Below are 21,668 nucleotides of genomic sequence, written 5' to 3' on the forward strand. Positions count from 1 at the left end.
TGCCCTATACCACGCCCCGGACCACCCCGATGCCCGGTGGCCATGGCCGCGTCCCCTCACCTGCTCCCGGCTCCCGATGCCGCACAAATGCCGTCGCGGGCCGCAGCGGGCCGCCTTTCCCGGGCGGGGGCCGTTCAGGATTCCACCAGCAGCTCGTCGGGCAGCTCGAAGTTGCCGTAGATCTCCTGCACGTCGTCGTGGTCCTCCAGGGCATCCAGCAGGCGCAGCAGCTGCTCCGCCTCCTTGCCCTCCACCTTCACCTCGGTCTTGGGGACCATGCGCAGCCCGGCATCCTCCACCGGCACGCCGGCCTTTTCCAGCGCCTCCCGGACCCGGTGAAGGTCGTCGGGATCGGTGTAGATCATGAAGCTGCCGTCCTCGGCCTTCAGGTCCTCGGCCCCCGCCTCCACGGCCAGGAGCAGCAGGTCGTCTTCCGCGGGCGCTCCCTGGGCAGGGACGGTGATCACGCCCTTGCGGTCGAACATCCAGGCCACGCACCCGCTCTCGCCCAGGTTGCCGCCGTGCTTGGCGAAGATGTGCCGGATCTCGCCGGCGCTGCGGTTGCGGTTGTCGGTCAGGATCTCCAGCATGAGGGCCACACCGCCGGGGCCGTAGCCTTCGTAGATGAGTTCTTCGTAGCTCTCCGCCTCGGACGCGCCCAGACCGCGCTTGATGGCCCGCTCGATGTTCTCCGCCGGCATGCTGAACTGGCGCGCCCGTTCCAGCGCCAGGCGCAGGCGGGGATTGGCCTCCGGATCCCCGCCGCCCTGCCGCACGGCGGTGATGATCTCCCGGGCCAGCTTGGAGAAGATCTTCCCCTTCTTCGCGTCCTGCCGAGCCTTGCGGTGCTTGCGGTTGGCCCACTTGGAGTGCCCGGCCATGCTCCTTCATCCTCCCGTGACGTGCCGAATGCAGGATGAATGCGCGCTGCGGCCGGCACCATGGCCAGCCGCAGCCGGGGCCGCGCCTTGTCGTCGCGCCCTATTGTAGCACGGCCCTCCGGGGCCGCGGCATCCTGCCGGGCGGCCCCCCTCCCGGCGGCAGGTCCCCCGGGGCCGCCGGCCGGCGGGGCCGGCTCGCGGGACGGAGGGGGAGCAGGGCATCCCCTGCCTGCCCGCGGCGCGGCTTACTCCTCGTCGCGGACGAAGGCGGCCAGGTCTTCCATCATGGAGAGGTAGCGCTCCCCGGTGTCGGGCAGCACCGCCAGCACCCGCCGGCCCGGACCCAGTTCCCGCGCCACCTGCCGCGCGGCCCATGCCGCCGCGCCCGACGAGATGCCGGCCAGAAGTCCTTCCTCCCGGGCAAGGCGGCGCATCATGATCACCGCGTCCTCATCCCGAACGGGGATGATGCGGTCGATCACCTGCCGGTTCAGCACCCGCGGGACGAACCCGGCCCCGATGCCCTGGATGCGGTGGGGCCCCGGCTCCCCGCCCGAGAGCACGGCCGAACCGGCCGGTTCGACCGCCACCACCAGGCACCCGGGCAGCTGCTCCTTGAGCACCTCCCCCACCCCCGTCAGGGTGCCGCCCGTCCCCACCCCGGCGACGAAGGCATCCAGCTGCCCGTCCATCTGCTCCAGGACCTCCCGGGCGGTGGTCCGGCGGTGGATCTCGGGGTTGGCGGGGTTGTCGAACTGCATCGGCATGAAGTACGTCGGATGCTCCGCCACCAGCTCCTGCGCCCTGCGGATGGCGCCCGCCATGCCCTCGGTCCCGGGCGTGAGGACCAGCTCGGCGCCGTAGGCCCGTAGCAGCGCCCGGCGCTCCAGGGACATGGTCTCGGGCATCACCAGCAGCAGGCGGTACCCTTTGACCGCGGCCACCATGGCCAGGCCGATGCCGGTGTTGCCGCTGGTGGGCTCCACGATGGTGTAGCCCGGCTTGAGGCGGCCATCCCGCTCGGCGGCTTCGATCATGCTCAGGGCGATGCGGTCCTTCACGGACCCGGCGGGGTTGTACGACTCCAGCTTGACCCAGACCTCGGCGCTGTCGCGGGGGATCACCTTGTTGAGGCGCACCACCGGCGTCCCGCCCACCAGTTGCAGGACGTCGGTCGCCACGCGACCCGCCTGCTGCTTGACGTCGGCCAAGGCCGCGACCTCCCGTTTCCAGATGCCAGAATGACGACCCCGAAAGCTGGGACCGGCGGGAAGGGCTCCCGCCCAAATCCAGCATACCATGATCGGCAAACTTGGAAACGGGGCCGCACGGCCCCGATCCCTGGCGAGGCGGCCAGGGCGCCGGCGGCTGCGGGGGCGATCCGCGGGCCCGTCCGCGCCCGGCGCAGCAGGCTCCCAGCCTATGGTGAGGGCCTCTCATGGGGAGCGTCCTACGGTGGGCCACCCGACCCCGGCGCGCCGCCCGGCCACGGGACCACCCAGGGCGGCACCTCGCCCGGTATCACCGTCTCCACCAGGGGGACCGGGACCTCCACCGGGACGGTATCGCCGTACAGGGGGATGGCCACGCGCACGGAGGTGCGGATCACCAGCACCACCCGGTGGCGCACCTGGTTGATGCCCGCTCCGTCGAACCGGCTCTGAACGTCCACGTCCACCCGGCCCAGGGGCAGGATGCGTACGGGCACACCGGGACCCCAGCCGGCCACCAGGGGATTCCCCAGGGCCGCCCCCAGGGGGATCACCACAGGCACCGACCGGAGGTGGTTGAGCCGGTCCTGTACGGCCCGCATCACCCGGGCCTGGACGTCGACGATCAGCGGGGTGTTCACCTGGACGAACACCGGCCGGCCGCCGTCGTACCGCACCCGGATCACGTCCTCGGGCTGGTACCGGCCGGCGATCTCCGCTTCCACGGCGGCACCGATGGCCTCCACCGCCCGGATCTCCGCTTCCCGCCGGGCAACGGCCATGAGGGCCGGCGCCAGAGCGCGGTCCGCCGCCCAGCCGATCCCCGCGAGGACGAGCAGGGCCAGCACCAACACCCCGCGCGGCCCCAGGCGCAGCCGGGGCGGCCACCCCACCCCGGACCGCCGGCGGGTCCTGCGGCGCACGTAGGCCAATGCTGTCACCGCCCCGGGACCGGCCGAGCCGGTCCCGGGGTATGTGTATGCGGGCGTGAACAACGCCTGAACGGAGGAGGCCACCGGAGCCGGCGCACACCCACCGGCGGGCCGGCCGCCGGCCCCGGCGGCAGCGGGGCACCGGGGACCCGCCGCTGCACCGGGTGGGGCCGCCCCTGCCCCGGCCCCGGGCCGTCCCTCGATTCACCTAGCGGGAACCCGGCAACCGCAGCCGCGCGAACCGCCGCTTGCCCACCTGAAGGACGGCCCCGTCCGCGGGGGCCAGTTCGTCCTGGGGGGAAGCCACCCGCTGGCCGTCCAGGCGCACGGCGCCCTGCTCGATCAGGCGGCGGGCCTCGCTGTTGGACGGCGCCATGCCGGCCGCGCGCAGCAGCCGCACGGCATCCAGGCGCGGGGCCGGCAGCACCACCTCGGGCATCTCGGCCGGCAGCTCGTGCCGGCTGAAGACCCGCAGGAACTCCTCCTGGGCCGCATCGGCCGCCGCCCGGCCGTGGTACATCCGCACCAGGGCGTGGGCCAGGCGGAGCTTGGCATCCCGCGGGTTCACCTGACCGGAGGCCATACCCTGCTCCAGCCGGCGGATCTCGCCCATGTCCAGATCCGTGGCCAGCACCATGTACTTGACGATCAGCTCGTCGGGGATGGACATGGTCTTGCCGAACATCTCGCCCGGCGGGTCGGCGATGGCGATGTAGTTCCCCAGGGACTTGGACATCTTGTCCTTGCCGTCGGTGCCCTCCAAGAGGGGCATCAGCAGGGCCACCTGGGCCTCCTGGCCGTACTCGCGCTGGATCTCCCGGCCGACCAGAAGATTGAACTTCTGATCCGTCCCGCCCAGCTCCACGTCGGCGCGCACCGCCACCGAGTCGTAGGCCTGGGCCAGCGGGTAGAGGAACTCGTGGATGGCGATGGGCCGCCCTTCCCGATAGCGCTGGGCGAAGTCGTCCCGCTCCAGCATCCGGGCCACGGTATACCGGGCCGCCAGGCGGATCACGTCGGCGAAGGTCATGGGCCCGAGCCACCGGGCGTTGAAGGTGAGCTCCGTCCGCTCCATGTCCAGGATGCGCCCCAGCTGCTCGGCGTAGGTGCGGGCGTTGGCCCGGACCTGTTCCTCCGTAAGCTGCGGGCGGGTCACCGACTTGCCTGTCGGGTCGCCGATGCGGCCGGTGAAATCGCCGATGATCAGGACCACCTGGTGCCCAAGGTCCTGGAACTGCCGCAGCTTGCGCAGCACCACCGTATGGCCGATGTGCAGGTCGGGAGCGGTGGGATCAAGCCCCAGCTTCACCCGCAGAGGCCGGCCCGTTTCCACGGACCGCTGCAGCTTCTGCAAGAGCTCCTCTTCCGAAACGATCTCCGCGGCTCCGCGGCGGAGCAGCTCCAGCTGCTCGCGGGCCGGGAGTGCCGGGCCACCCGGTTGGGCCATGGCCGTTGCACCGTTCCCCTTCCTTCGACGGACTGGAACGAAGGTAATATAACCGGCATGGACTGACAAGGCGCGCTCCGGGGGGACGGCGCGGCCGGGCGGCGAAATATGCCCGTGGTATAATCGGCAGGACGAACCGGCCCCCACCGCCGCCGGCCGCACGCCTTCCGCTGCTGGCGCGGGACGGGCGGGCAAGGTTCCCCGGAGGGAGAGCATCCACAGGGGGAGGGACCTGCGTGGCCGGTTATCCCCATGCACCCGCGGGCGGTGGCCCGCGGCGGCGCAAGCCATGGTGGCGCCGCATTCGCTGGATGCGGCTCTTCCTGTTCCTGGTCTTCCTGTTCGGAATCAGCGGCACCGTGCTGGCGGCCGGTTTCATGATGGGCGCGGTGCGGGCCATGGGGCCCATCACCGCCCTGCGCCCCCAGGTGGCCCAAACGTCCTTCATTTATGACCGCCACGGCGAGCTGCTGACCGAGATCCACGGACCCGAGAACCGCATCGTCGTTCCCCTGGAGCAAATCCCCGAACACGTCCGGCAGGCCTTCATCGCCATCGAGGACGAGCGTTTCTACGATCACTTCGGGGTCGATCCCATCGGCATCGCGCGGGCCCTGATCAACAACCTGCGGGGCGGCTACCTGCAGGGTGCCAGCACCATCACCCAGCAGCTGGCCCGCAGCGCCTTCCTGACCCAGGACCGGACCTGGCGGCGCAAGGTCCAGGAGGCCATCCTGGCCATCGAGCTGGAACGCCGCTTCACCAAGGACGAGATCCTGGAGATGTACCTCAACCAGATCTACTTCGGGAACGGGGCCTACGGCATCCAGGCGGCGTCGTACACCTACTTCGGCAAGCCGGTGGAGGAACTCACCATCGCCGAAGCGGCGGTGCTGGCGGGCATCCCTAAGAACCCCTCGGCCTACCCTCCGCCGCCCATCCCGGAACCGGGGGACGAACCGTCGCCGGAGGACCAGCAGCGGGCCGAAAACGGCCGCTGGAAGGAGCGCCAGCGCCTGGTCCTGACCAAGATGCGGGAACTGGGCTTCATTACCGAAGAGCAGTACCGCGCGGCGCTGGAGGAAGACGTCCTGGGCAACCGGCCGAAGACCGCACCGAACAATCCCCAGCGGGACCAGAACGTCTTCGGCCACGTGGTGGATTACGTCATCGAGGAAACCCAGCGCATCCTGGCCGAACAGCTGGCGGCAACCCGCGGGCTCAGCCCGTCGGAGGCCCAGCAGCGGGCCGAAAGCATGCTCTACCAGGGCGGCCTGCGCATCTATTCCACGGTCGATCCCGAACTCCAGCGGGCAGCGTACCGCGCCCAGCATGAGCACCTGCGCCGGCTGGGCTACCCCATGCCGACCCCGGAGGACCGGTTGCGCGGGCCCCAGGCGGCCGCCGTCCTCATCGATGTGGAACAGGCCCAGGTGGTGGCCCTGGTGGGCGGGCGCTCCTACGACGGCCCCCTGGGCGCCCGCAACTTCAACCGGGCCACCACGGCCCGGCGCAGCCTGGGGTCGGCCACCAAGCCCCTGACCGCCTACGGCCCGGCGCTGGCCGCGGGCTACACGCCCGCCACCGCCGTGGACGATGTGATCCAGGTGGTGCCCTCGGGCGGTTCCACCAAACCCATCGGCAACTACGACGACCGGTACTTCGGCTTCACGCCCTTCCGCTTCGGTCTGAAGCGGTCCATCAACACCGTGGCCATCCAGGCCGTCCAGCTGGTGGGCGTTGACCAGGCCTGGGAGTTCGGCCGGCGGCTGGGGCTGAATCTGGTCGAGAAGGACCGGGATATTTCCCCCCTGGCCCTCGGGGGGTTCACCAACGGGGTCACCCCGCTGGAGGTGGCCGACGCTTACGCCACCCTGGCCCGCGGGGGCGTGCGGGAACCCGCCTACATCGTGTCGGAGATCCGGGACGCCCAGGGCCGGGTGCTGTACCGCCACCAGAGCCACAAGGAGGCCGTGGTGGACGAGAAGGTGGCCTACCTCTTGGCCGACATGATGCGCGACGTGATGGAACCCCACCGCTTCCCCGCCGGCATCCCGCTCTACCAGCCGTCGTCGGGCACCGGCTACAGCGTGCACAACAACTACTTCCGCCGTCCGGCCGCCGGCAAGACGGGCACCCATCAGGACCGGGACGTCTGGTTCGTCGGCTTCACGCCCCAGTACGCCGCGGCGGTATGGGTGGGCTATGACGAGTACAACGACAAGGTCCGCAGCCTGCCGCGCGGTGCGTCGGGCGCCGGCGTCCCCGGCCCCATCTGGGGCCGCATCATGGCCGCGGCCCACGAGGGCAAGCCCGTGCGCTGGTTCGACCCGCCCCGGGGCATCGTGACCGCCACCGTCTGCGCCAACACGGGGCTCTTGCCCGGGCCCAACTGCCCGGAGGAATTCCAGTACCGGGAGGTCTTCATCGCCGGCACCCAGCCCTCCGAGGCCGAAAACCTGTGGGTGAAGATGCCCGTCTGCGCGGAGAACCCCGAGTTCCTCTACGCGCCCAACTGCGCGTGCACACCGCAGGAGAAGGCCTTCTTCAACCGGCCCCTGGCGAATCTGCCGGAGAACGCGCCCGAACCCAAGGACTACGCCCTGATGCCGCCCGATCCGGAGAAGGCGTCGTGCGCCGCGTCGCCGGTGTTCCAGCGGGACAGAGGTCCCAACGAGATCTGGCTCAGCCCCCAGGGCGCGGTCCCCGGCGAGATGGCGGTGACCGGGGCCCCGGGCGCCACCGTGACCGTCCGCCTCACGGACGTGGCCGGCCGTGACCATCAGGTCAGCGTGCCCTTGCCGGACCGGCAGATCCAGGTGGGCGCCCTGCAAAGCGTGGAGGTCCCGCTGACCCTGCCCGCAGAGCCGGGCCAGAAGGAGTACCGGATCACCGCCACGTCCACCGCCCCCGACGGCGGGAAGACCACCCTGGTGGTCCGCCTGCTGGTCACCGTCCAGGGGGCGGCACCCGGCCAGGGTGGCGGGAACGGTGGCAACGGCGGGGGCCGTGGTGACCAAGGCGCCACGGTGACCGTCCGGCTGCTGGGCGACGCAGGCGCCACCGGTCCCGCGGCGCCCGTGCAGGTGGGGGCCGGCCAGCCGCTTGAGCTTACGATTGAGGATGGTATCGGCCAGGATCACGACAACGTGGTGATCTTGGTCGATGGCCGGCCGATGCGGCCGGTCAAGGTGCGGGCCAACGGGGCGGTCCGGCTCGCCTTCACCTTCGACCAGCCGGAGCGACACCTGATCGACATTTCCCACCCGAACCATCCGGCGGAGCACATCACCATCGTGGTCGAGGTGGTGGCGGCGGAAAACGGCGGGAGCCAGGGTGGCGAGGGTGGCGACGATGGTGACGATGGCGGGCAGGCCATCCTGCCCATCGGGCCCGGGGTGTTCCGGGTCGACTGGGATCGCTGGTGGGCGGCCCTGACGGGCCGGGCGGCGTGAGGGCGCACGCCGGGAACGGGCGGCAGGATCCAGGTGAGCAGGGGGCCCGGCTGCAGCCGGGCCCCCTGCTGTGTGGGCTTGCATCGACTGTCAGGATGAACTCCGCCGGGCGCCGGGCGCCGCCGCCGGCGGCCGAGCCACCGGTCGTTGCCCTCGCCGCTCAAGGTACCGGGCCCGCTCCGTCGCGAGACGGTCTACAGGCTGTCCTTCAGCACCGCCACCGTAGCCCCCGCACCGCCCTCATTGGGTGCTCCCAGCCGGTAGGAGGCCACGGCCGGGTGCTTGCGCAGGTAGTCGTGAACGGCCCGGCGCAGCGCCCCCGTCCCCTTGCCGTGGATGATGCGCACCTGGGGGACCCCGGCCAGGATGGCGTCGTCCAGGTACTTGTCAAGGCGAGCTAGAGCCTCGTCCACCGTCAGCTGGCGCAGGTGGATCTCCGGCTCGAAGTCCCGCGCCTTGGCTTGCAACAGCCGCGCCCTCTCCAGGGCCCCCGTCGGGGCCGTGCCCTCCGGCGTGGCGGGAGCGGGCTCGCCCGCCCGGCGCCCCCGGCCCGAGCGCCTGCCGGTGGCCGCCGCTCCGGCGGTGCCAGCGCCCGGTCCTGCCGCCCGGCCCCCCGGCCCGGCGGCGGCCGGTTCGTCCAGAAGGCGCAGGTCTGACCGCGGCACCCGCAGGCGCAGGATGCCGGCCTGGACGGTGACCGGCTCGCCGGGGTCGGCGGGCACCTCCAGCACCTCGCCCTCCTGGCGCAGGCTGAGCACCTCCACCCGAGCGCCCGGCCGCAAGGCGGCCGCCAGCGCCGCCGCGGCCCCTTCCCGCGCCCGGCGCCGGGCTTCCTCGGCCTGCTGCCGGACCGCGGCCGCCCGACCCTCCAGATCGCCCAGACCCTGGCGGGTCTCCTCCAGGACCGCCCGGGCCGCAGCCAGGGCCTCGGCGGCCCGGGCTTCCACGGCCGCGACGGCGGCCGCCGGCCCCTCTCCCGCGTCCAAGGCATCCCCTTCCACCAGGGCCTGGCGGGCGCGGGCCAGTTCCTCCAGCGCCCCTTCCAGACGCCCCATGGCCGCCCGCAGGCGGGCCACGAGGCCCTCCGTCTGCCGCCGGGCCTCCTGCAGGGCTGTGGCCATCTCCCGCTCCAGGGCTTCCAGCCGCGCCCGGTGCTCCTGGCGCTGCTCCTCCATCTCCCGGAGGCGCTGGTGACGCAGGGCCTCGGCCTCCCGGCGACGGGTCTCCGCCTCGGCGCGGAGGGCGGCGATCTCCCGCCGGTCCGCCTCCATGGCGGCGATGAGTTCCTCCACCCGGTGGGCACCGGCTCCCATCACCTGCCGCGCCCGCTGGACGATGGGCTCGGGCAGGCCCAGCCGCTGGGCGATGGTCAGGGCCATGCTCTTGCCGGGCAGGCCGATCCACAACCGGTAGGTGGGGCGCAGGGTTTCCGGGTCGAACTCCACGCTGGCGTTCTCCACTCCGGGCTGCTGGTAGGCGTACGCCTTGAGGGCGCTGTAGTGGGTGGTGGCCACCACCAGGCAGCCGCGGGAGCGGAAGTGCTCGATCAGGGCCACCGCCAGGGCGGCCCCCTCGTCGGGGTCCGTGCCGGCGCCGATCTCGTCCAGCAGCACCAGGGCGCCCGGCCGGGCGGCCCGGGCAAACCCGACGATGGCGCTCATGTGGGACGAGAAGGTGCTCAGGCTCTGCTCGATGCTCTGCTCGTCCCCCACGTCGCAGAAGATCTGCGGGAACACGCCCAGGGCGCTGCCGGGCGCCGCCGGGATGTGGAGGCCCGCCTGGTGCATCAGCGCCAGGAGGCCCACGGTCTTCAGGGTCACCGTCTTGCCGCCCGTGTTGGGTCCCGTGATCACCAGGGTGTCGAACCCGGCCCCTTCCCCGAGCCACACGTCGATGGCCACCGCACCCGGTCCCAGCAGGGGGTGGCGGGCTCGCTTCAGGTCGACCCGGGGCCGGTCCAGGGTCTCGGGCCGCTCCGCCCGCATGGCCAAGGCCAGCCGGCCCCGGGCCACGATGGCGTCCAGTTCCGCCAGCTCCTCCAGGGTGGCCGCCAGCTCGTCGCCTGCCGCAGCCACCAGGCGGGTGAGTTCGGCCAGGATCCGCTCCACTTCTTCCTGTTCTTCCGCCTCGGCCTCCCGCAGGCGGTTGCCCAGTTCCACCACCGCCATGGGTTCGATGAACAGGGTGGCGCCGCTGGCCGACTGGTCGTGGACCACCCCGGGCACCTGGGCCCGGGCCTCGGCCTTGACAGGAAGGACGAACCGGCCCCGCCGCTGGGTGACCAGGGGCTCCTGGAGGGCCGCCGCCCACTGGGGCGAGCGGATCATCTCCTCCAGCCGGCGGCGGATGGCCTCTTCCAGGTCGGCCAGGCGCCGCCGCAGGCTCGCCAGCCGCGGGCTGGCCTCGTCCCGCACCCGGCCGTCCTCGCCGATGGCGGCCGCCACCGCTTCCTCCAGGGCCGGCTGTGGGGTCAGCCGCGCCGCCCGGGCCGCCAGCCGCGGGCAGGTGGCTTCCCGCTGGGCGAGGAAGCTCTTCAGGCGCCGGGCGCCCCGGGCCGTACCCGCCACCGCCAGGAGTTCGTCCGGCGCCAGCATGCCCCCCTTGGCCGCCCTCTGCAGAGAACGGCGGATGTCGGCCAGGCCGCCCAGGGGGATCTCCCCTTCCCGCTCCAGCAGGCGGGCCGCCTCCTCCGTCTCCGCCTGGCGCTCCCGGACGGCCTCAGGGTCCGTCAAGGGTTCCAGGGCGCAGCAACGCTCCGCCCCCAAAGAAAAACTGGCCTGCGCGGCCAGAAGCTCCAGGATCTTGGCATACTCCAGCCGGTCCAGACTGCGTGGATCCATGGTGGCCTCCCTGGGTCCCGTGCCGCCGGGCGATGCCCGGCCCCCGCCGCTGCCCGGCGGCGGCCGGCCTGCGGCGGATCCATGGCCCCGCGACCCTTCTCCTCTCCGACCATAGTCCAGGGGCCCGGCGGATGGCAACGGTGATGCAAGCCGGAGCGGGCTGCGGGCGGGGTGAGCCGGTGACTTGTGCCGGAGGGTCTGCATCGGAGGGCCGGCGCCGGGCACGACGTCGAGTGGCTTCGACCGGCGGACCGCCAGCCGGCCGAAGCAGCCGGTGGCTGCGATGGGTGGCTCGCCGGCCGGTGGCTCCGGCCGGTGGCGCAGCCCGGGGGCCGGTGCCGGGTTGCCCGTGGCGCCAGCCGGCAGGCCGCCGCCGGGTCGCTTCGGGTTGTCCCTCCGGCTCGATTGCTCCCACCGGTGAACCTATCCCTGGGCCGGTCCCTTGAACAGATGCTGCCGGTGGGCCCGCATCCAGGCGGCCACGGCATGGTCCATGGGGTCGGGGGACTCTTCCAGCCGCTCCACAATGCGCTTGTAGTCGATGTCCTTCCGGTTCTGGCTCATCTTCGCTTTGGCTTCCAGGCGCGTCACGTCCACCCGAAACCCCACGATACCCTTCATCTGACGAGCCAGCAATTCGGGGGGCAGAGTGTCCCACAGGCGCCCGTTCTCCCGGTGCCCCTCGTATTGGAGCAGCAGGTCCTTGAGGTCCGCTTCGAGCTCTTCCTCCGACAGGGTACGCAGGGTCCCGTAGGCGTGGATCGCCAGGTAATTCCATGTAGGAACCTCGGCCACCGTATACCAGCTGGAGGAGATGTAGGCGTGGGGACCGTGAAAGATCAGCAAGGCCGTGGTTCCGCCGGCAAAGGTCTCCTTCTGCTCGTTGGCGGCAGCGATGTGCCCCGTGATCCCGATTCGCTCACCCTGCTCATGCACCTGAACGGGAAGGTGGGTCGCCACCGGCGTGCCACCGGCCGCGGTGACCAGGATGGCAAAGGGATGGGCCCGCATGAAGGCGACGGCTTCCGCCGGGTCCATTTGAAAATGGCGGGGAACGTACACCGAGCCGTACCTCCTATTGGAGCCGGCGGCCGGGTTACCCGCACGGGCCGGCTGGCCGGCTCCCGGCGGCCGGAGCCGCACGGCGCCCCGAACTGTCGTCTTGGGGGCCGTTCGGGCCGAATCACCCTGCCGCCCTTCAGGCGCCAGCAGTCCCTGGCGGCCCGGGCCGCCGGCCCTTGGGCGCCTCCAGCCACGCCAGCAGGGCGTCCCGGTCCAGCGTGTTGAGGACCTGGCCGGGTTCGACCCAGGCGCGGCGGGCCACCTTGACGCCCAGGACCACCTGCTCGAGCTGTTCCGGCGCGTGGGCATCGGTGTCGATGACCAGCCAGACCCCCGCTTCCGCAGCGCGACGGGCCCAGACGGCAGGCAAGTCCAGGCGCTCGGGCGAGGCGTTGATCTCCAGGGCGGTGCCGTAACGCGCGGCGGCGGCGATCACCGCCTCCAGGTCGGCGTCGTAGGGGTCCCGGAAACCCAGCCGGCGTCCCGTGGGGTGGCCGATGATGTCCACGTGGGGGTGTTCGGCCGCCGCCAGCAGGCGCTCGGTCATGGCCTGCCGGTCCAGCTGCAGGTGGGTGTGGACCGACGCCACCACCACATCGAGGCGGGCCAGGATCTCGTCCGGGTAGTCCAGGCGCCCGTCCTTGAGGATGTCCACCTCCGCCCCCTTCAGGATTTGGAAATCGACCCCCTCCGCCTTCAGCTCGCCGTTCAGGCGGTCGATCTCGGCCCACTGGGCCTCCAGTTCCGCGATCTCCAGCCCGTGGGCCACCTTGAGGGAGCGGCTGTGGTCGCAGATGGCCAGGTACCGGTAACCCCGTGCCCGGGCCGCCGCGGCCATCTCGGCGATGGACGCGGCGCCGTCGCTCCAGCGGCTGTGGACATGCAAATCGCCCCGCAGTTGGGCCACGGCCACCACCCGGGGCAGCCGGCCCGCGGCGGCGGCCTCCACCTCACCCTGCCCTTCCCGCAGTTCGGGAGGAACGGGCTCCAGACCCAGGCACCGGTAGAGGGACGCTTCCTCGCCGCTTGCTCCTTCACGGCCACGCCCCGGGGACCGCAACCCCGCCGGCTCCAGTTCCCATCCCCGCTGCCGGGCCCGCTGCTGCAACTGGCGCCAGTGGGCCTGGCTGCCCGTGGTGTAGAGGAGGGCTGCGGCCCGCGCAGCCAGGGGCGCCACCGTGACCCGCACCGGCCAGCCCTCGCCGGTGGTCCCGGCCAGAACCCGCAGGCTGCCGTCCCTATCGGGCCCCACCGGAGCGCCCTTGCCGCCGGCCCCCGCCGGGGCATCCCGGTTACCGGCCCCTGCCCCCGCCGGGGCATCAAGGCCGCCGGAGGCAGCTGCCGTTCCGTCCTGCGGTCCGAGCCAGGCGGCCACCGCAGCGGCCGCCACCGCCGGTTCCTCCGCCAGGACCAGCACCTCCGCCGCCTCCACCTGCTCCACCCCGCGCCGGGCGGCGCCTACCGGCAGCGCCTCGACCACACCGGGTTGCCGGCCCAGTTCTTCCGCCACGGCGGCCGCCACCGCCAGGGCTTCCCCCAGGTTGAGCCGCCGGCCCTCCCGGTCCAGCCGGTCCAGGGCCTCCCGCAGCTTGCGGGCCCGAGCCTCCCCCATGCCCGGCAGGGCGGCCACCCGCCCATCCTCCAGGGCTTCCCTCAGGGCGGCGGGGGAGTCGATGCCCAGCTCGTGGAAGAGCCGCGCCGCCGTCCGCGGGCCCAGGCCGGGAACGGCCAGCAGGGCCTGCACTCCCGCCGGCACCCGGGCACGCAGCTCGTCCAGCAGGCGGGTGGAACCGGTGGCGTAGAAGTCGCGGATCTTGGCGGCGATGGCGGGGCCGATCCCCGGCAGGGAAAGCAGGCGGTCGCCTTCCAGGTACTGGCGCAGGTCGTCCCGCAGGGCGGACACGGTGCGGGCGGCCCGGCGGTAGGCGCCGGCCTTGCGGGCGTCGGTGCCGTCGATCTCCACCAGGTCGGCGATCTCTTCCAGGAGGGCGGCGACCCGCTTGTTGGTCATGGCGGGTACCGAAGCGGCCCCGCCGGGCGGGTCGCCACCGGTCCCGCCCGCGGGCTCCGGGCGGGGGGAACGGCCGCCGCCCGCCGGTCCGGCAGAACTCCCGGACCCGCCGGCGGCGCCAGGGCGCGGGCTACGGCGGGTGCCTTCTTGCGGGCTCACCGGTCATCCCCGGCCGGGGACGCCCCGCCGGACCAGGAGCCATCAGGCCGCCCCGTGGCCGGTCCGCCGGGCCCTGCCGCAGATCCTCCCGCCGGAAGCCCCTGCCCGGCCGCGGCCGTGCTCCCCGGCGCGCCGCCGCTGCCCGGTCCCGCCGGTACCCCGCCGCTCCCGCCCGTGGCACCGGGTGCGGCCGTGCGCGCGCCCTGCCCGGACGAACGGCCGTTGAGTTCCCGCTTGCGCCGGTCCCATTCCCGCTCCAGCATGCCGAGCACGCGCTGGTACTGCTCTTCCAGCTTGGTGAGCTCATCGGCCAGGTTGATGGCGGCCAGGACGGCGATCCGGGTGATGCCCAGGCGCGGGTGGCGCTTGGCGATCTCGTTCATGCGCCGGTCGACCATGTCGGCCAGGCGTTCCATGTACGCCGGGCGCGCCTCACCCCGGAGGACGTACTCCTCCCCGAAGATCCGCACCGTGACCCGGTGGGTTGTCCCCTCGTCCTGACCCCCGGCCGGAGGCACATCACGCATGTCCGGGCCCCTCCCGCGATAGTGCTTTCGGATAGCACCCGCCGTTTCCTGCCGCTTTCGGAAACGGAGCCCCGGGAGAGCCCTTCTCCCGTCACCCCCGCGGGTGCGGGCCCTCCCGCCCCCGGCCGCCACCTCCGGCGGTCGCCCCAGCCGGCCTGCGGACCGCCGCGCCCGCCGGCTGGGGAACCCAGGGCCGGTCCGGGACGCGGCACCCCGGCGCCCCCTGGCGGGAAGGCCCAGCCCGCCGGGCGAGCGCCCCGGCAAGTCGCCCTAGGACCGGGGGGTCAGCCCCATGTCCGCCAGGGCCTGCCGCACCCGGCCGTGGACCCCGTCGACCTCCTCATCGGTCAGGGTGCGGTCCGCCGCCCGGTAGACCAGCGCGAAGGCCAGGCTGACCTGCCCTTCGGGCACCGGCTGCCCCGTGTACCGGTCGAACAGGTGAACGGCTTCCAGCAGCGGGCCCGCCACCTGGCGGATGCGCTGGGTGATGGCCGCCGCGGGCATCTCCTGGGGAGCCAGCACCGCGATGTCGCGGCGCACCGCCGGGAACCGGGGCACCGGCCGGTAGGCGGGTACGGGCTGCACCGCGGGCAGCAGGGCCTCCAGGTCCAGTTCCGCCGCCACGGGCCGGCCCGCCAGGTCCCAGGCCGCCGCCACCTGGGGATGCAGCTCGCCCAGCCAGCCCACCCGCCGCCCCTCCAGCCAGAGCCCGGCCGCCCGGCCCGGGTGAAGCCACGGCTCCTCCACCGGCTCCCAGCGGCAGGCCGCCGCCGGGATGCCCAGCTCGTCCAGCAGCGCCTCCAGCACGCCCTTCAGGGTGAAGAAGTCCATGGGGACCGGCGTCGCCGCCCAGTGCAGGCCGCCCAGCTCGCCGAAACCCGCCAGGCCCACCCGGACGGGCTCCGCCGGCAACTCTTCCAGCGGCAGAGACTGGGGGACGAACACAGCCCCCGCCTCGTACACCAGCGCCCCCGCCTGTTGCCGGCGGGCGTTGTAGGCCAGGACGTCCAGCAGGCCGGGCAACAGGGTGGTGCGCAAGAGGCTGTGTTCTTCCGCCAAGGGGTGGAGCAGGGGGATGGCCCGCCGCCAGGGGTGGTCCGGCGGGAGCCGCAGCCCGTCCCACACCGCCGGCCGGGTGAAGGCCCAGCTGACCACCTCCTGGGCCCCGGCCCGGGCCAGGGCCTCCCGCACCTGCCAGGTCAGCGCCAGGAGGGGCGAGACCTGGTCGGGCGCCGGGATCCCGCCCGGCAACAGGGCGGGGATCCGGTCCAGGCCGTAGACCCGGCCCACCTCCTCGGCCAGGTCCACCTCCCCCTCGATGTCGGTGCGGTAGGAGGGCACCCGGACCTGCCCCGCCTGGGGGTCCACGGCAAACCCCAGCCGCTCCAGCTGACCCGCCATGGTCCTGTCGTCCAGGTCGACCCCGAGCCACTGGCGGAGCCGCTGGGGACGCCAGGGCAGCCGACGCTCGGGAAAGGCCCGCGCCCGGGCGACCGCGGCACCCGGCACCGCCCGGCCGGCGCCGGCCTGCTGGAACAGGTCCATGGCCCGGTCCGCGGCCCGCACCACGCCCTGGGGGTCAACCCCCTTCTCGAAGCGCTGGGCCGCTTCGGTCAGCAGGCCGTGCCGCCGCGCGGTGCGCCGCACCCGCCGCGGCTCGAACCAGGCCGACTCCAGCAGGACCACCCGGGTGGACGGGGTGATCTCCGAATTGCCGCCGCCCATCACCCCCGCCAGGCCGATGGGCCGGGAGGCGTCGGCGATGACCAGGTCGTCCTTCGCCAGGGTACGCCGGCGGCCGTCCAGGGTCTCCAGCGCCTCCCCCGGCGCCGCCGAGCGGACCACCACCGTCCCCCCGCCGACGGCCTCCGCATCGAAGGCGTGCAGGGGCTGGCCCAGCTCCAGCATCACGTAGTTGGTCACGTCGACGATGCGGTCGATGGGCCGCATGCCGGCCGCCACCAGGCGCCGGCGCAGCCAGAGGGGCGAGCCGCCCGGCCGCACATCCAGGAGGATCCGGGCCACGTACAGGCCGCACCCCTCAGGGTCGGCGATGCGGACCCTTACAGGCCAGTCGCCTCCCAGGAACGCCTCCGCCGGCCCTGAAGAAGCCTCTCGCCGCCCGGGTTCGCCGCCGCCGGACCCGCCCGGCGCCTCCGGCCCCGGGGCGCCCGCGGCCGGGACACCCGCGGCGGCCTGCCTGCCGGATCCCCCTTCCCCCTGCCGGTCCCAGGGAAAGCGCCAGGAACGGCCCGTGGCGGCCGCCAGCTCCCGGGCGATGCCCAGGATGCTCTGACAATGGGCGGCGTAGTTGGGCGTCAGGCTGAGCTCCAGCACCGGTTCGCTCCAGCCGAGCCAGGGAGCCAGGTCCGCCCCCGCCGCGGGCACCTCCGCGGGGTCGCCCCCGGCCAGGTCCTCCAGGTCGGCCAGCCCGGCCCGGTCGGCCGGTCGGTCCCCCAGACCCAGCTCGGCGATGGAGCACAGCATACCTTCCGACGCCACGCCCCGCACGTCCCGCACGCCGATGTTCATCCCCCCGGGCAGCACCGCCCCCGGAAGGGCCATGGCCACCGCCATGCCGGGGCGCACGTTGGGTGCCCCCGTGACCACCGTGAACCGGCCGGCGGGTCCCGCCGCCACCCGGCAGACCTTGAGACCCGCTGCCTCGGGGTGGGCTTCCACCGTCTCCACCCGGGCCGACACCACACCCCGGGCCTCGGGCGCCACCACCGCCACGGCCTCCACCTCCAGGCCCAGGGCGGTGAGCCGCTCCGCCAGGGTCCGGGCATCCTCTTCCACGTCGATGAAGTCCCGCAACCACTCCACCGGCACGCGCACCTTGGCCTTCCTCCCCGTCAGCGCAACACCTTATCCCCTGTCCCACCCTGCCGACCGGGCGGCCTGGCGACCGGGCGGGTCCGCGGGGCACCGCCGGGCCACCGCCCGCCAGGCCGTCCGGCCCGCCAGGGGGCCCGGTCGCCGAAACCGGCCCGTCCTCAGGGGCCGGCACGCCCCGCGGCCTGGGGCACCGCGCCCCACCCCGGCCTTCAGCGGAACTGGCCGAGAAACCGCAGATCGTTCTGGAAGAACAGGCGCAGATCGTCGATGTCGTACTTGATCATGGCAATGCGCTCGATGCCCATGCCGAAGGCGAAACCCGAAACCTGCTCCGGGTCGTACCCCCCCGCCCGCAGCACCGCCGGGTGGACCAGGCCCGAGCCGAGGATCTCGATCCAGCCGCTGCCGCCGCAGGTGCGGCAGCCGCTGCCCCCGCACAGGGGACAGGAGACGTCCATCTCGGCGCTGGGCTCGGTGAAGGGGAAGTAGCTCGGCCGGAACCGGTAGCGGGTCTGGGGGCCGAACATGCGCCGGGCGAACTCGGCCAGGGTGCCCTTCAGGTGGGCAAAGCTGACCCCCCGGTCCACCAGCAGGCCCTCCACCTGGTGGAACATGGGCGAGTGGGTCGCATCGTCGTCCCGCCGGTACACCCGCCCCGGGGCGATGATCCGCACCGGCAGCTGGGGCGCCCTGGCCTGCATGTAGCGCACCTGGACCGGGGAGGTGTGGGTGCGCAGCAGGATGTCGCCCGTCAGGTAGAAGGTGTCGTGCATGTCGCGGGCCGGATGGTCCGCCGGGATGTTCAAGGCCTCGAAGTTGTAGTAATCCCGCTCCACTTCCGGCCCTTCGGCCACGGTGAACCCCAGCCCCCGGAAGATGGCGATGATCTCCAGCTCCACCCGGCGCAGGGGATGCCGCCGCCCCCGCAGCACCGGGCGCCCGGGCAATGTGACGTCGATCCGTTCCGCCGCCAGGCGGCGCCGCTCTTCCTGGGCCTCCAGCTCCCGGCGACGCCGCGACAGGGCCTCCTCCACCGCCTGCCGGGCCGCATTGGCCCGCTGGCCGAAGGCCGGCCGCCGGTCGGGCGGGAGGCTTCCCATCTGCCGCAGCAGCTGGCTGATGCGGCCCTTCTTGCCCAGCCACTCGACCCGCAACCGTTCCAGGTCCGCCAGGCTTTCGGCTGCGGCGATGGCGGCCTCCGCCTGGTGCTGCAGCTGGGCGATGCCCTCCGGATCGGGAGCCGGGCCGGACGTACCCCTGCCGGCGCCGGGATCCTCGCCGCGCACCGGCGGTGCCTGTCTCCCCTGCTGGGGTTCCATCGCACCCTGGGTCACCACGTGCCACCTCTTTCCCTAACCCCTGCTCGGCCGGCCCTGCGCGTTACGGGTTGGCCGTGCCTCGATGGGGCCGTGCACATCCATGGGGACGTCCCCTCGACGGGTTTGCAGCCAACAAAAAAGCCGCCCCCTCCGGGGGCGGACGAGCTCCGCGGTACCACCCTGGTTCGCGCCGGCCTCGCGGCACGGCGCCTCGGCGGGTCGGCACGGCACAACCCGGGCCCGGGCCGCTGCGACGGCGCCGGGCGCCACGCCGGGCGCCACGCCCCTGGGCCCCGACACCGTGACCGACCGCTGGGGCGATAACGGGCCCCTCCCGGAACGGCCTACTGGGACGAACCAGCTTCCACCGCACACCGGCTTGGCCGCCGCATCTCGCCCGTTCAGCCGCCTGCTCCCGGGGGAACTTCATCCGGCCGTCGCCCGGGCGGGCTTGCAGCCTCCGGCCCGCCCTCTCTGCAGGGCCGTCTCCGGACTACTCGACCCGTTCCTCGCAGATCTGCTGGAAGATCGCCTGGCTGTCGCTGGCTACGCTGATGGGAGGCGCCGCCTGGGATCGGCCTGCGCCCGCCGCCGATGGGGCGGTTGTCGAACCGGCCCCTGGGACATGCCGTTGAGGGCGGTGACGGTACGGATCCGGTTGCCATGGCACCCACCGGCTGCCGCCGCTGCCGGCGCCCGTCAGCCGTCGGCGCCCAGGAACAACCGGTACAGCAGAAACGCCACCACCGACCCGGTGCGCTCGAACAGCTGCCAGAAGACGTCGGCCGTCAGCGGACCCATCTCCGCACCTCTCCCTGCCTGGCGGCCGCCTGCCAGTTGCGGGCATTATAGCATGGCTCCGGGAAATCCCACAACCAGCGCCAGGGCACGGCCATCCCAAGCCCCGCCCCGGGCCCGGTGCGGGCCTTTTCCACCGGCCCTGCCCTGCGGGTCTGGCTGGCTCCGCCCGGCCCCCTGGGCTACCATGGGCTGGGAGGTGGGATCATGATCCGCTGCCCGTTGTGCGAGGTGCCCATGCGCGAGGTCCAGCGTCGCGGCGTGACCATCGACGTGTGTCCCGAGTGCCGCGGCGTGTGGCTCGACCGGGGCGAGCTGGAGAAGCTCCTGGCCGGCGCCGAGCGCTGGGAGGAGGAAGACTTCCGGCACCGCGGGGAGACCGGCCATGAGGTCCCGTACACGCGTCACCCCTACGGCCGCAAGCGGCGCAAGCACTTTCTCGACGATCTGTTCGATTTCGACCTGCCCTTCTTCGGCGACTGAACCTGGGCGACCGGGCTTCTCGGGACGGGCTGCGGCCACCCGATTCGGCCGGAGGGCCGCCGCTCAGGAGAGGGCCCCCGCCCCCTGGCCGGTCCCGGGCCCGGAACCGGAATTCGCAGCCTGCCGGGCCGCCTCGTAGAGCAGGATGGTCCCGGCCATGGCCACGTTAAGGGACCCGATGCCCCCCGCCAGCGGGATGGCCACCCGGCCCGTGGCCTGCCCGGCCACCGCGGGGCTGACGCCGGCCCCTTCGTTGCCCACCACGAGCAGGGCGGGGCGGCGCCAGTCCACATCCCAGCAGGCGGTGGCCGCACCGGCCTCGGCCACCCACACCGCCAGGCCCGCCGCCCGGGCGGCGCGGGCGGCCTCCGCCGCGTCGCCCGCCCGGGCCAGCGCGAGCCGCAGGCAGGCGCCGGCCGACGCCCGCACGGCCCGAGGGTGAAAGGGATCGACGGTACCCGGTACCATCACGGCTCCCGCCGCCCCGAGCCCCTCGGCCGCCCGCAACAGGGTCCCCAGGTTGCCCGGGTCCTGCACGCCATCGGGCAGCAGGGCCAGGGGCAGGGAGGCCGCTGCCACTCCCTGCCACCAGCTGGGACCGGCGGGGCCGGGTTCGTCCACAGCCACCTCCGCCACGATCCCCTGGGGCGTTTCGGTCAGGGCCACCTCCGCCAGCAGCCGGTCCGGCACCTCCGCCAGCTGGCAGCCGGCCGCGGCCAGGTCGCGCAGCAGAGCCGCTCCTGCCGCCGAGGATGCAAAGGCGGCGGTGTACACGGCCTGGCGGACGGTCCGGCCGGCCGCCAGCGCCTCGGCCACGAAGCGACGCCCCTCCACCAGGGTGGCGCCCAGGCGCCGGCGGTGGCGACGCTCCTGGAGCTGGCGCAGCCGCTTGATCCGCGGGTTGTGGGGCGATGTGATGAGCATGGCGCTGGCCTGCGGTCCCTCCCCTGCCCGGTTGCACGCCCGGTGGCAGGCCGCCCGCTGGTCCCGCCGGCGGGCGGGGCCATGCCGGAGGGCAGGGTCACGGCCGGTACCGGGCGGCTAGAGGCCGAGTTCTTCCTGCATGCGGCGGATGTTCTCGTTGCTGCCGATGACCACCACCAGGTCCCCCGCCTGGATGGTGGCCCCGGCGCCCGGGGCCACGATCACCTCGTCCCCGCGCCGGAGGGCGATGACCGTCACCCGGAAGCGGTTGCGCAGCCGCAGCTGCTCCAGCGTCTTGCCCACCATGTCCCCGCCGGCCTGAAGTTCGACCACGCTGATGTCCGGCGAGACCTCGATGTAGTCCAGGAAGTGGGCCGATACCATGCGCTGGGCCAGGCGAATGCCCATGTCCCGCTCGGGGAAGACCACCCGGTCGGCGCCGATGCGCTGCAGCACCCGGCCGTGATGCTCGCTGACGGCCTTGGCCACCACCCGCCGGACCCCCATCTCCTTCAGCATGAGGGTCACCAGGACGCTGGCCTCCAGGTCGCCGATGGCCACCACCACCACGTCGAAGTTGCGCAGGCCCAAGGACCGCAAGACGTCCTCGTCGGTGGCGTCGGCGGTCACCACGTGGGTGGCGTGCTGGACCATGTCCTGCACCACCTGCTCGTCGGAGTCGATCCCCAGCACGCTGAACCCCATCTCGTACAGGGTGGTCGCCACCGCCCGGCCGAACCGGCCGAGCCCGATGACGGCAAACTCCCGGACGGGCATCCGC

General features: G+C 73.3%; 14 protein-coding genes. 2 read left to right on the forward strand and 12 right to left on the reverse strand.

Annotation, left to right across the window (positions count from 1 at the left end; all coding sequences use genetic code 11):
• Positions 1-134 precede the first annotated feature (134 nt).
• The 4 genes from ACZ5T9_RS09670 to tyrS form a co-directional block, all read right to left on the reverse strand.
• A complete protein-coding gene (locus tag ACZ5T9_RS09670; protein ID WP_464832859.1) occupies positions 135-881 on the reverse strand; it encodes a YebC/PmpR family DNA-binding transcriptional regulator in 747 nt (248 codons plus the stop codon).
• 245 nt (positions 882-1,126) lie between these two features.
• Positions 1,127-2,092: a cysteine synthase A gene (cysK, locus tag ACZ5T9_RS09675; RefSeq protein ID WP_464832861.1), complete on the reverse strand. Its 966-nt coding sequence runs from the start codon at positions 2,090-2,092 to the stop codon at positions 1,127-1,129.
• A 239-nt stretch (positions 2,093-2,331) separates the two neighbouring features.
• Positions 2,332-3,015: a sporulation protein YunB gene (yunB, locus tag ACZ5T9_RS09680; protein WP_464834433.1), complete on the reverse strand. Its 684-nt coding sequence runs from the start codon at positions 3,013-3,015 to the stop codon at positions 2,332-2,334.
• Between the two features lie 217 nt (positions 3,016-3,232).
• Positions 3,233-4,471, reverse strand: coding sequence for a tyrosine--tRNA ligase (gene tyrS, locus ACZ5T9_RS09685; protein WP_203530711.1), 1,239 nt, complete (start codon positions 4,469-4,471; stop codon positions 3,233-3,235).
• A gap of 236 nt (positions 4,472-4,707) precedes the next feature.
• On the opposite strand from tyrS, the gene ACZ5T9_RS09690 reads away from it, so the two are divergent.
• Entirely contained in the window at positions 4,708-7,926 is a 3,219-nt protein-coding gene (locus ACZ5T9_RS09690) for a transglycosylase domain-containing protein (protein ID WP_464832862.1), read from the forward strand.
• Between the two features lie 194 nt (positions 7,927-8,120).
• Here the strand turns inward: ACZ5T9_RS09690 and ACZ5T9_RS09695 are convergent, their stop codons facing one another.
• From ACZ5T9_RS09695 to pheS, 6 genes are all read right to left on the reverse strand, one after another.
• On the reverse strand, positions 8,121-10,766 hold the full coding sequence (locus tag ACZ5T9_RS09695; protein ID WP_464832863.1) for an endonuclease MutS2: 2,646 nt from the start codon (positions 10,764-10,766) through the stop codon (positions 8,121-8,123).
• A 423-nt stretch (positions 10,767-11,189) separates the two neighbouring features.
• On the reverse strand, positions 11,190-11,828 hold the full coding sequence (locus ACZ5T9_RS09700; RefSeq protein ID WP_464832864.1) for an FMN-binding negative transcriptional regulator: 639 nt from the start codon (positions 11,826-11,828) through the stop codon (positions 11,190-11,192).
• 136 nt (positions 11,829-11,964) lie between these two features.
• Positions 11,965-13,839: a PHP domain-containing protein gene (locus tag ACZ5T9_RS09705; protein ID WP_464832865.1), complete on the reverse strand. Its 1,875-nt coding sequence runs from the start codon at positions 13,837-13,839 to the stop codon at positions 11,965-11,967.
• 155 nt (positions 13,840-13,994) lie between these two features.
• Positions 13,995-14,525, reverse strand: coding sequence for a cell division protein ZapA (locus ACZ5T9_RS09710; protein WP_006903968.1), 531 nt, complete (start codon positions 14,523-14,525; stop codon positions 13,995-13,997).
• 270 nt (positions 14,526-14,795) lie between these two features.
• The gene (gene pheT, locus ACZ5T9_RS09715) at positions 14,796-17,363 is read right to left on the reverse strand and encodes a phenylalanine--tRNA ligase subunit beta (protein ID WP_464832867.1); all 2,568 of its coding nucleotides are present in this window, start codon (positions 17,361-17,363) and stop codon (positions 14,796-14,798) included.
• A 209-nt stretch (positions 17,364-17,572) separates the two neighbouring features.
• Positions 17,573-18,697 (reverse strand): phenylalanine--tRNA ligase subunit alpha, encoded by a 1,125-nt coding sequence (gene pheS / locus ACZ5T9_RS09720; protein ID WP_464832868.1) that lies wholly within the window; start codon positions 18,695-18,697, stop codon positions 17,573-17,575.
• A 990-nt stretch (positions 18,698-19,687) separates the two neighbouring features.
• On the opposite strand from pheS, the gene ACZ5T9_RS09725 reads away from it, so the two are divergent.
• Positions 19,688-19,963, forward strand: coding sequence for a TFIIB-type zinc ribbon-containing protein (locus ACZ5T9_RS09725; RefSeq protein WP_006903976.1), 276 nt, complete (start codon positions 19,688-19,690; stop codon positions 19,961-19,963).
• Positions 19,964-20,026: 63 nt separating this feature from the next.
• Here the strand turns inward: ACZ5T9_RS09725 and ACZ5T9_RS09730 are convergent, their stop codons facing one another.
• Both ACZ5T9_RS09730 and ACZ5T9_RS09735 read right to left on the reverse strand, forming a co-directional pair.
• Positions 20,027-20,887: a TrmH family RNA methyltransferase gene (locus ACZ5T9_RS09730; protein WP_464832869.1), complete on the reverse strand. Its 861-nt coding sequence runs from the start codon at positions 20,885-20,887 to the stop codon at positions 20,027-20,029.
• A gap of 117 nt (positions 20,888-21,004) precedes the next feature.
• Positions 21,005-21,664 (reverse strand): potassium channel family protein, encoded by a 660-nt coding sequence (locus ACZ5T9_RS09735; protein ID WP_006903978.1) that lies wholly within the window; start codon positions 21,662-21,664, stop codon positions 21,005-21,007.
• Positions 21,665-21,668 lie beyond the last annotated feature (4 nt).

This window comes from Thermaerobacter nagasakiensis, assembly GCF_055396825.1.

Bases quoted from the DNA above. Each gene is read 5' to 3' on its own strand.
- ACZ5T9_RS09725 (WP_006903976.1), top strand. From the start codon at position 19,688: ATGATCCGCTGCCCGTTGTGCGAGGTGCCCATGCGCGAGGTCCAGCGT.
- ACZ5T9_RS09670 (WP_464832859.1), bottom strand. From the start codon at position 881: ATGGCCGGGCACTCCAAGTGGGCCAACCGCAAGCACCGCAAGGCTCGG.
- ACZ5T9_RS09705 (WP_464832865.1), bottom strand. From the start codon at position 13,839: ATGACCAACAAGCGGGTCGCCGCCCTCCTGGAAGAGATCGCCGACCTG.
- ACZ5T9_RS09695 (WP_464832863.1), bottom strand. From the start codon at position 10,766: ATGGATCCACGCAGTCTGGACCGGCTGGAGTATGCCAAGATCCTGGAG.
- ACZ5T9_RS09730 (WP_464832869.1), bottom strand. From the start codon at position 20,887: ATGCTCATCACATCGCCCCACAACCCGCGGATCAAGCGGCTGCGCCAG.
- tyrS (WP_203530711.1), bottom strand. From the start codon at position 4,471: ATGGCCCAACCGGGTGGCCCGGCACTCCCGGCCCGCGAGCAGCTGGAG.
- ACZ5T9_RS09710 (WP_006903968.1), bottom strand. From the start codon at position 14,525: ATGCGTGATGTGCCTCCGGCCGGGGGTCAGGACGAGGGGACAACCCAC.
- ACZ5T9_RS09735 (WP_006903978.1), bottom strand. From the start codon at position 21,664: ATGCCCGTCCGGGAGTTTGCCGTCATCGGGCTCGGCCGGTTCGGCCGG.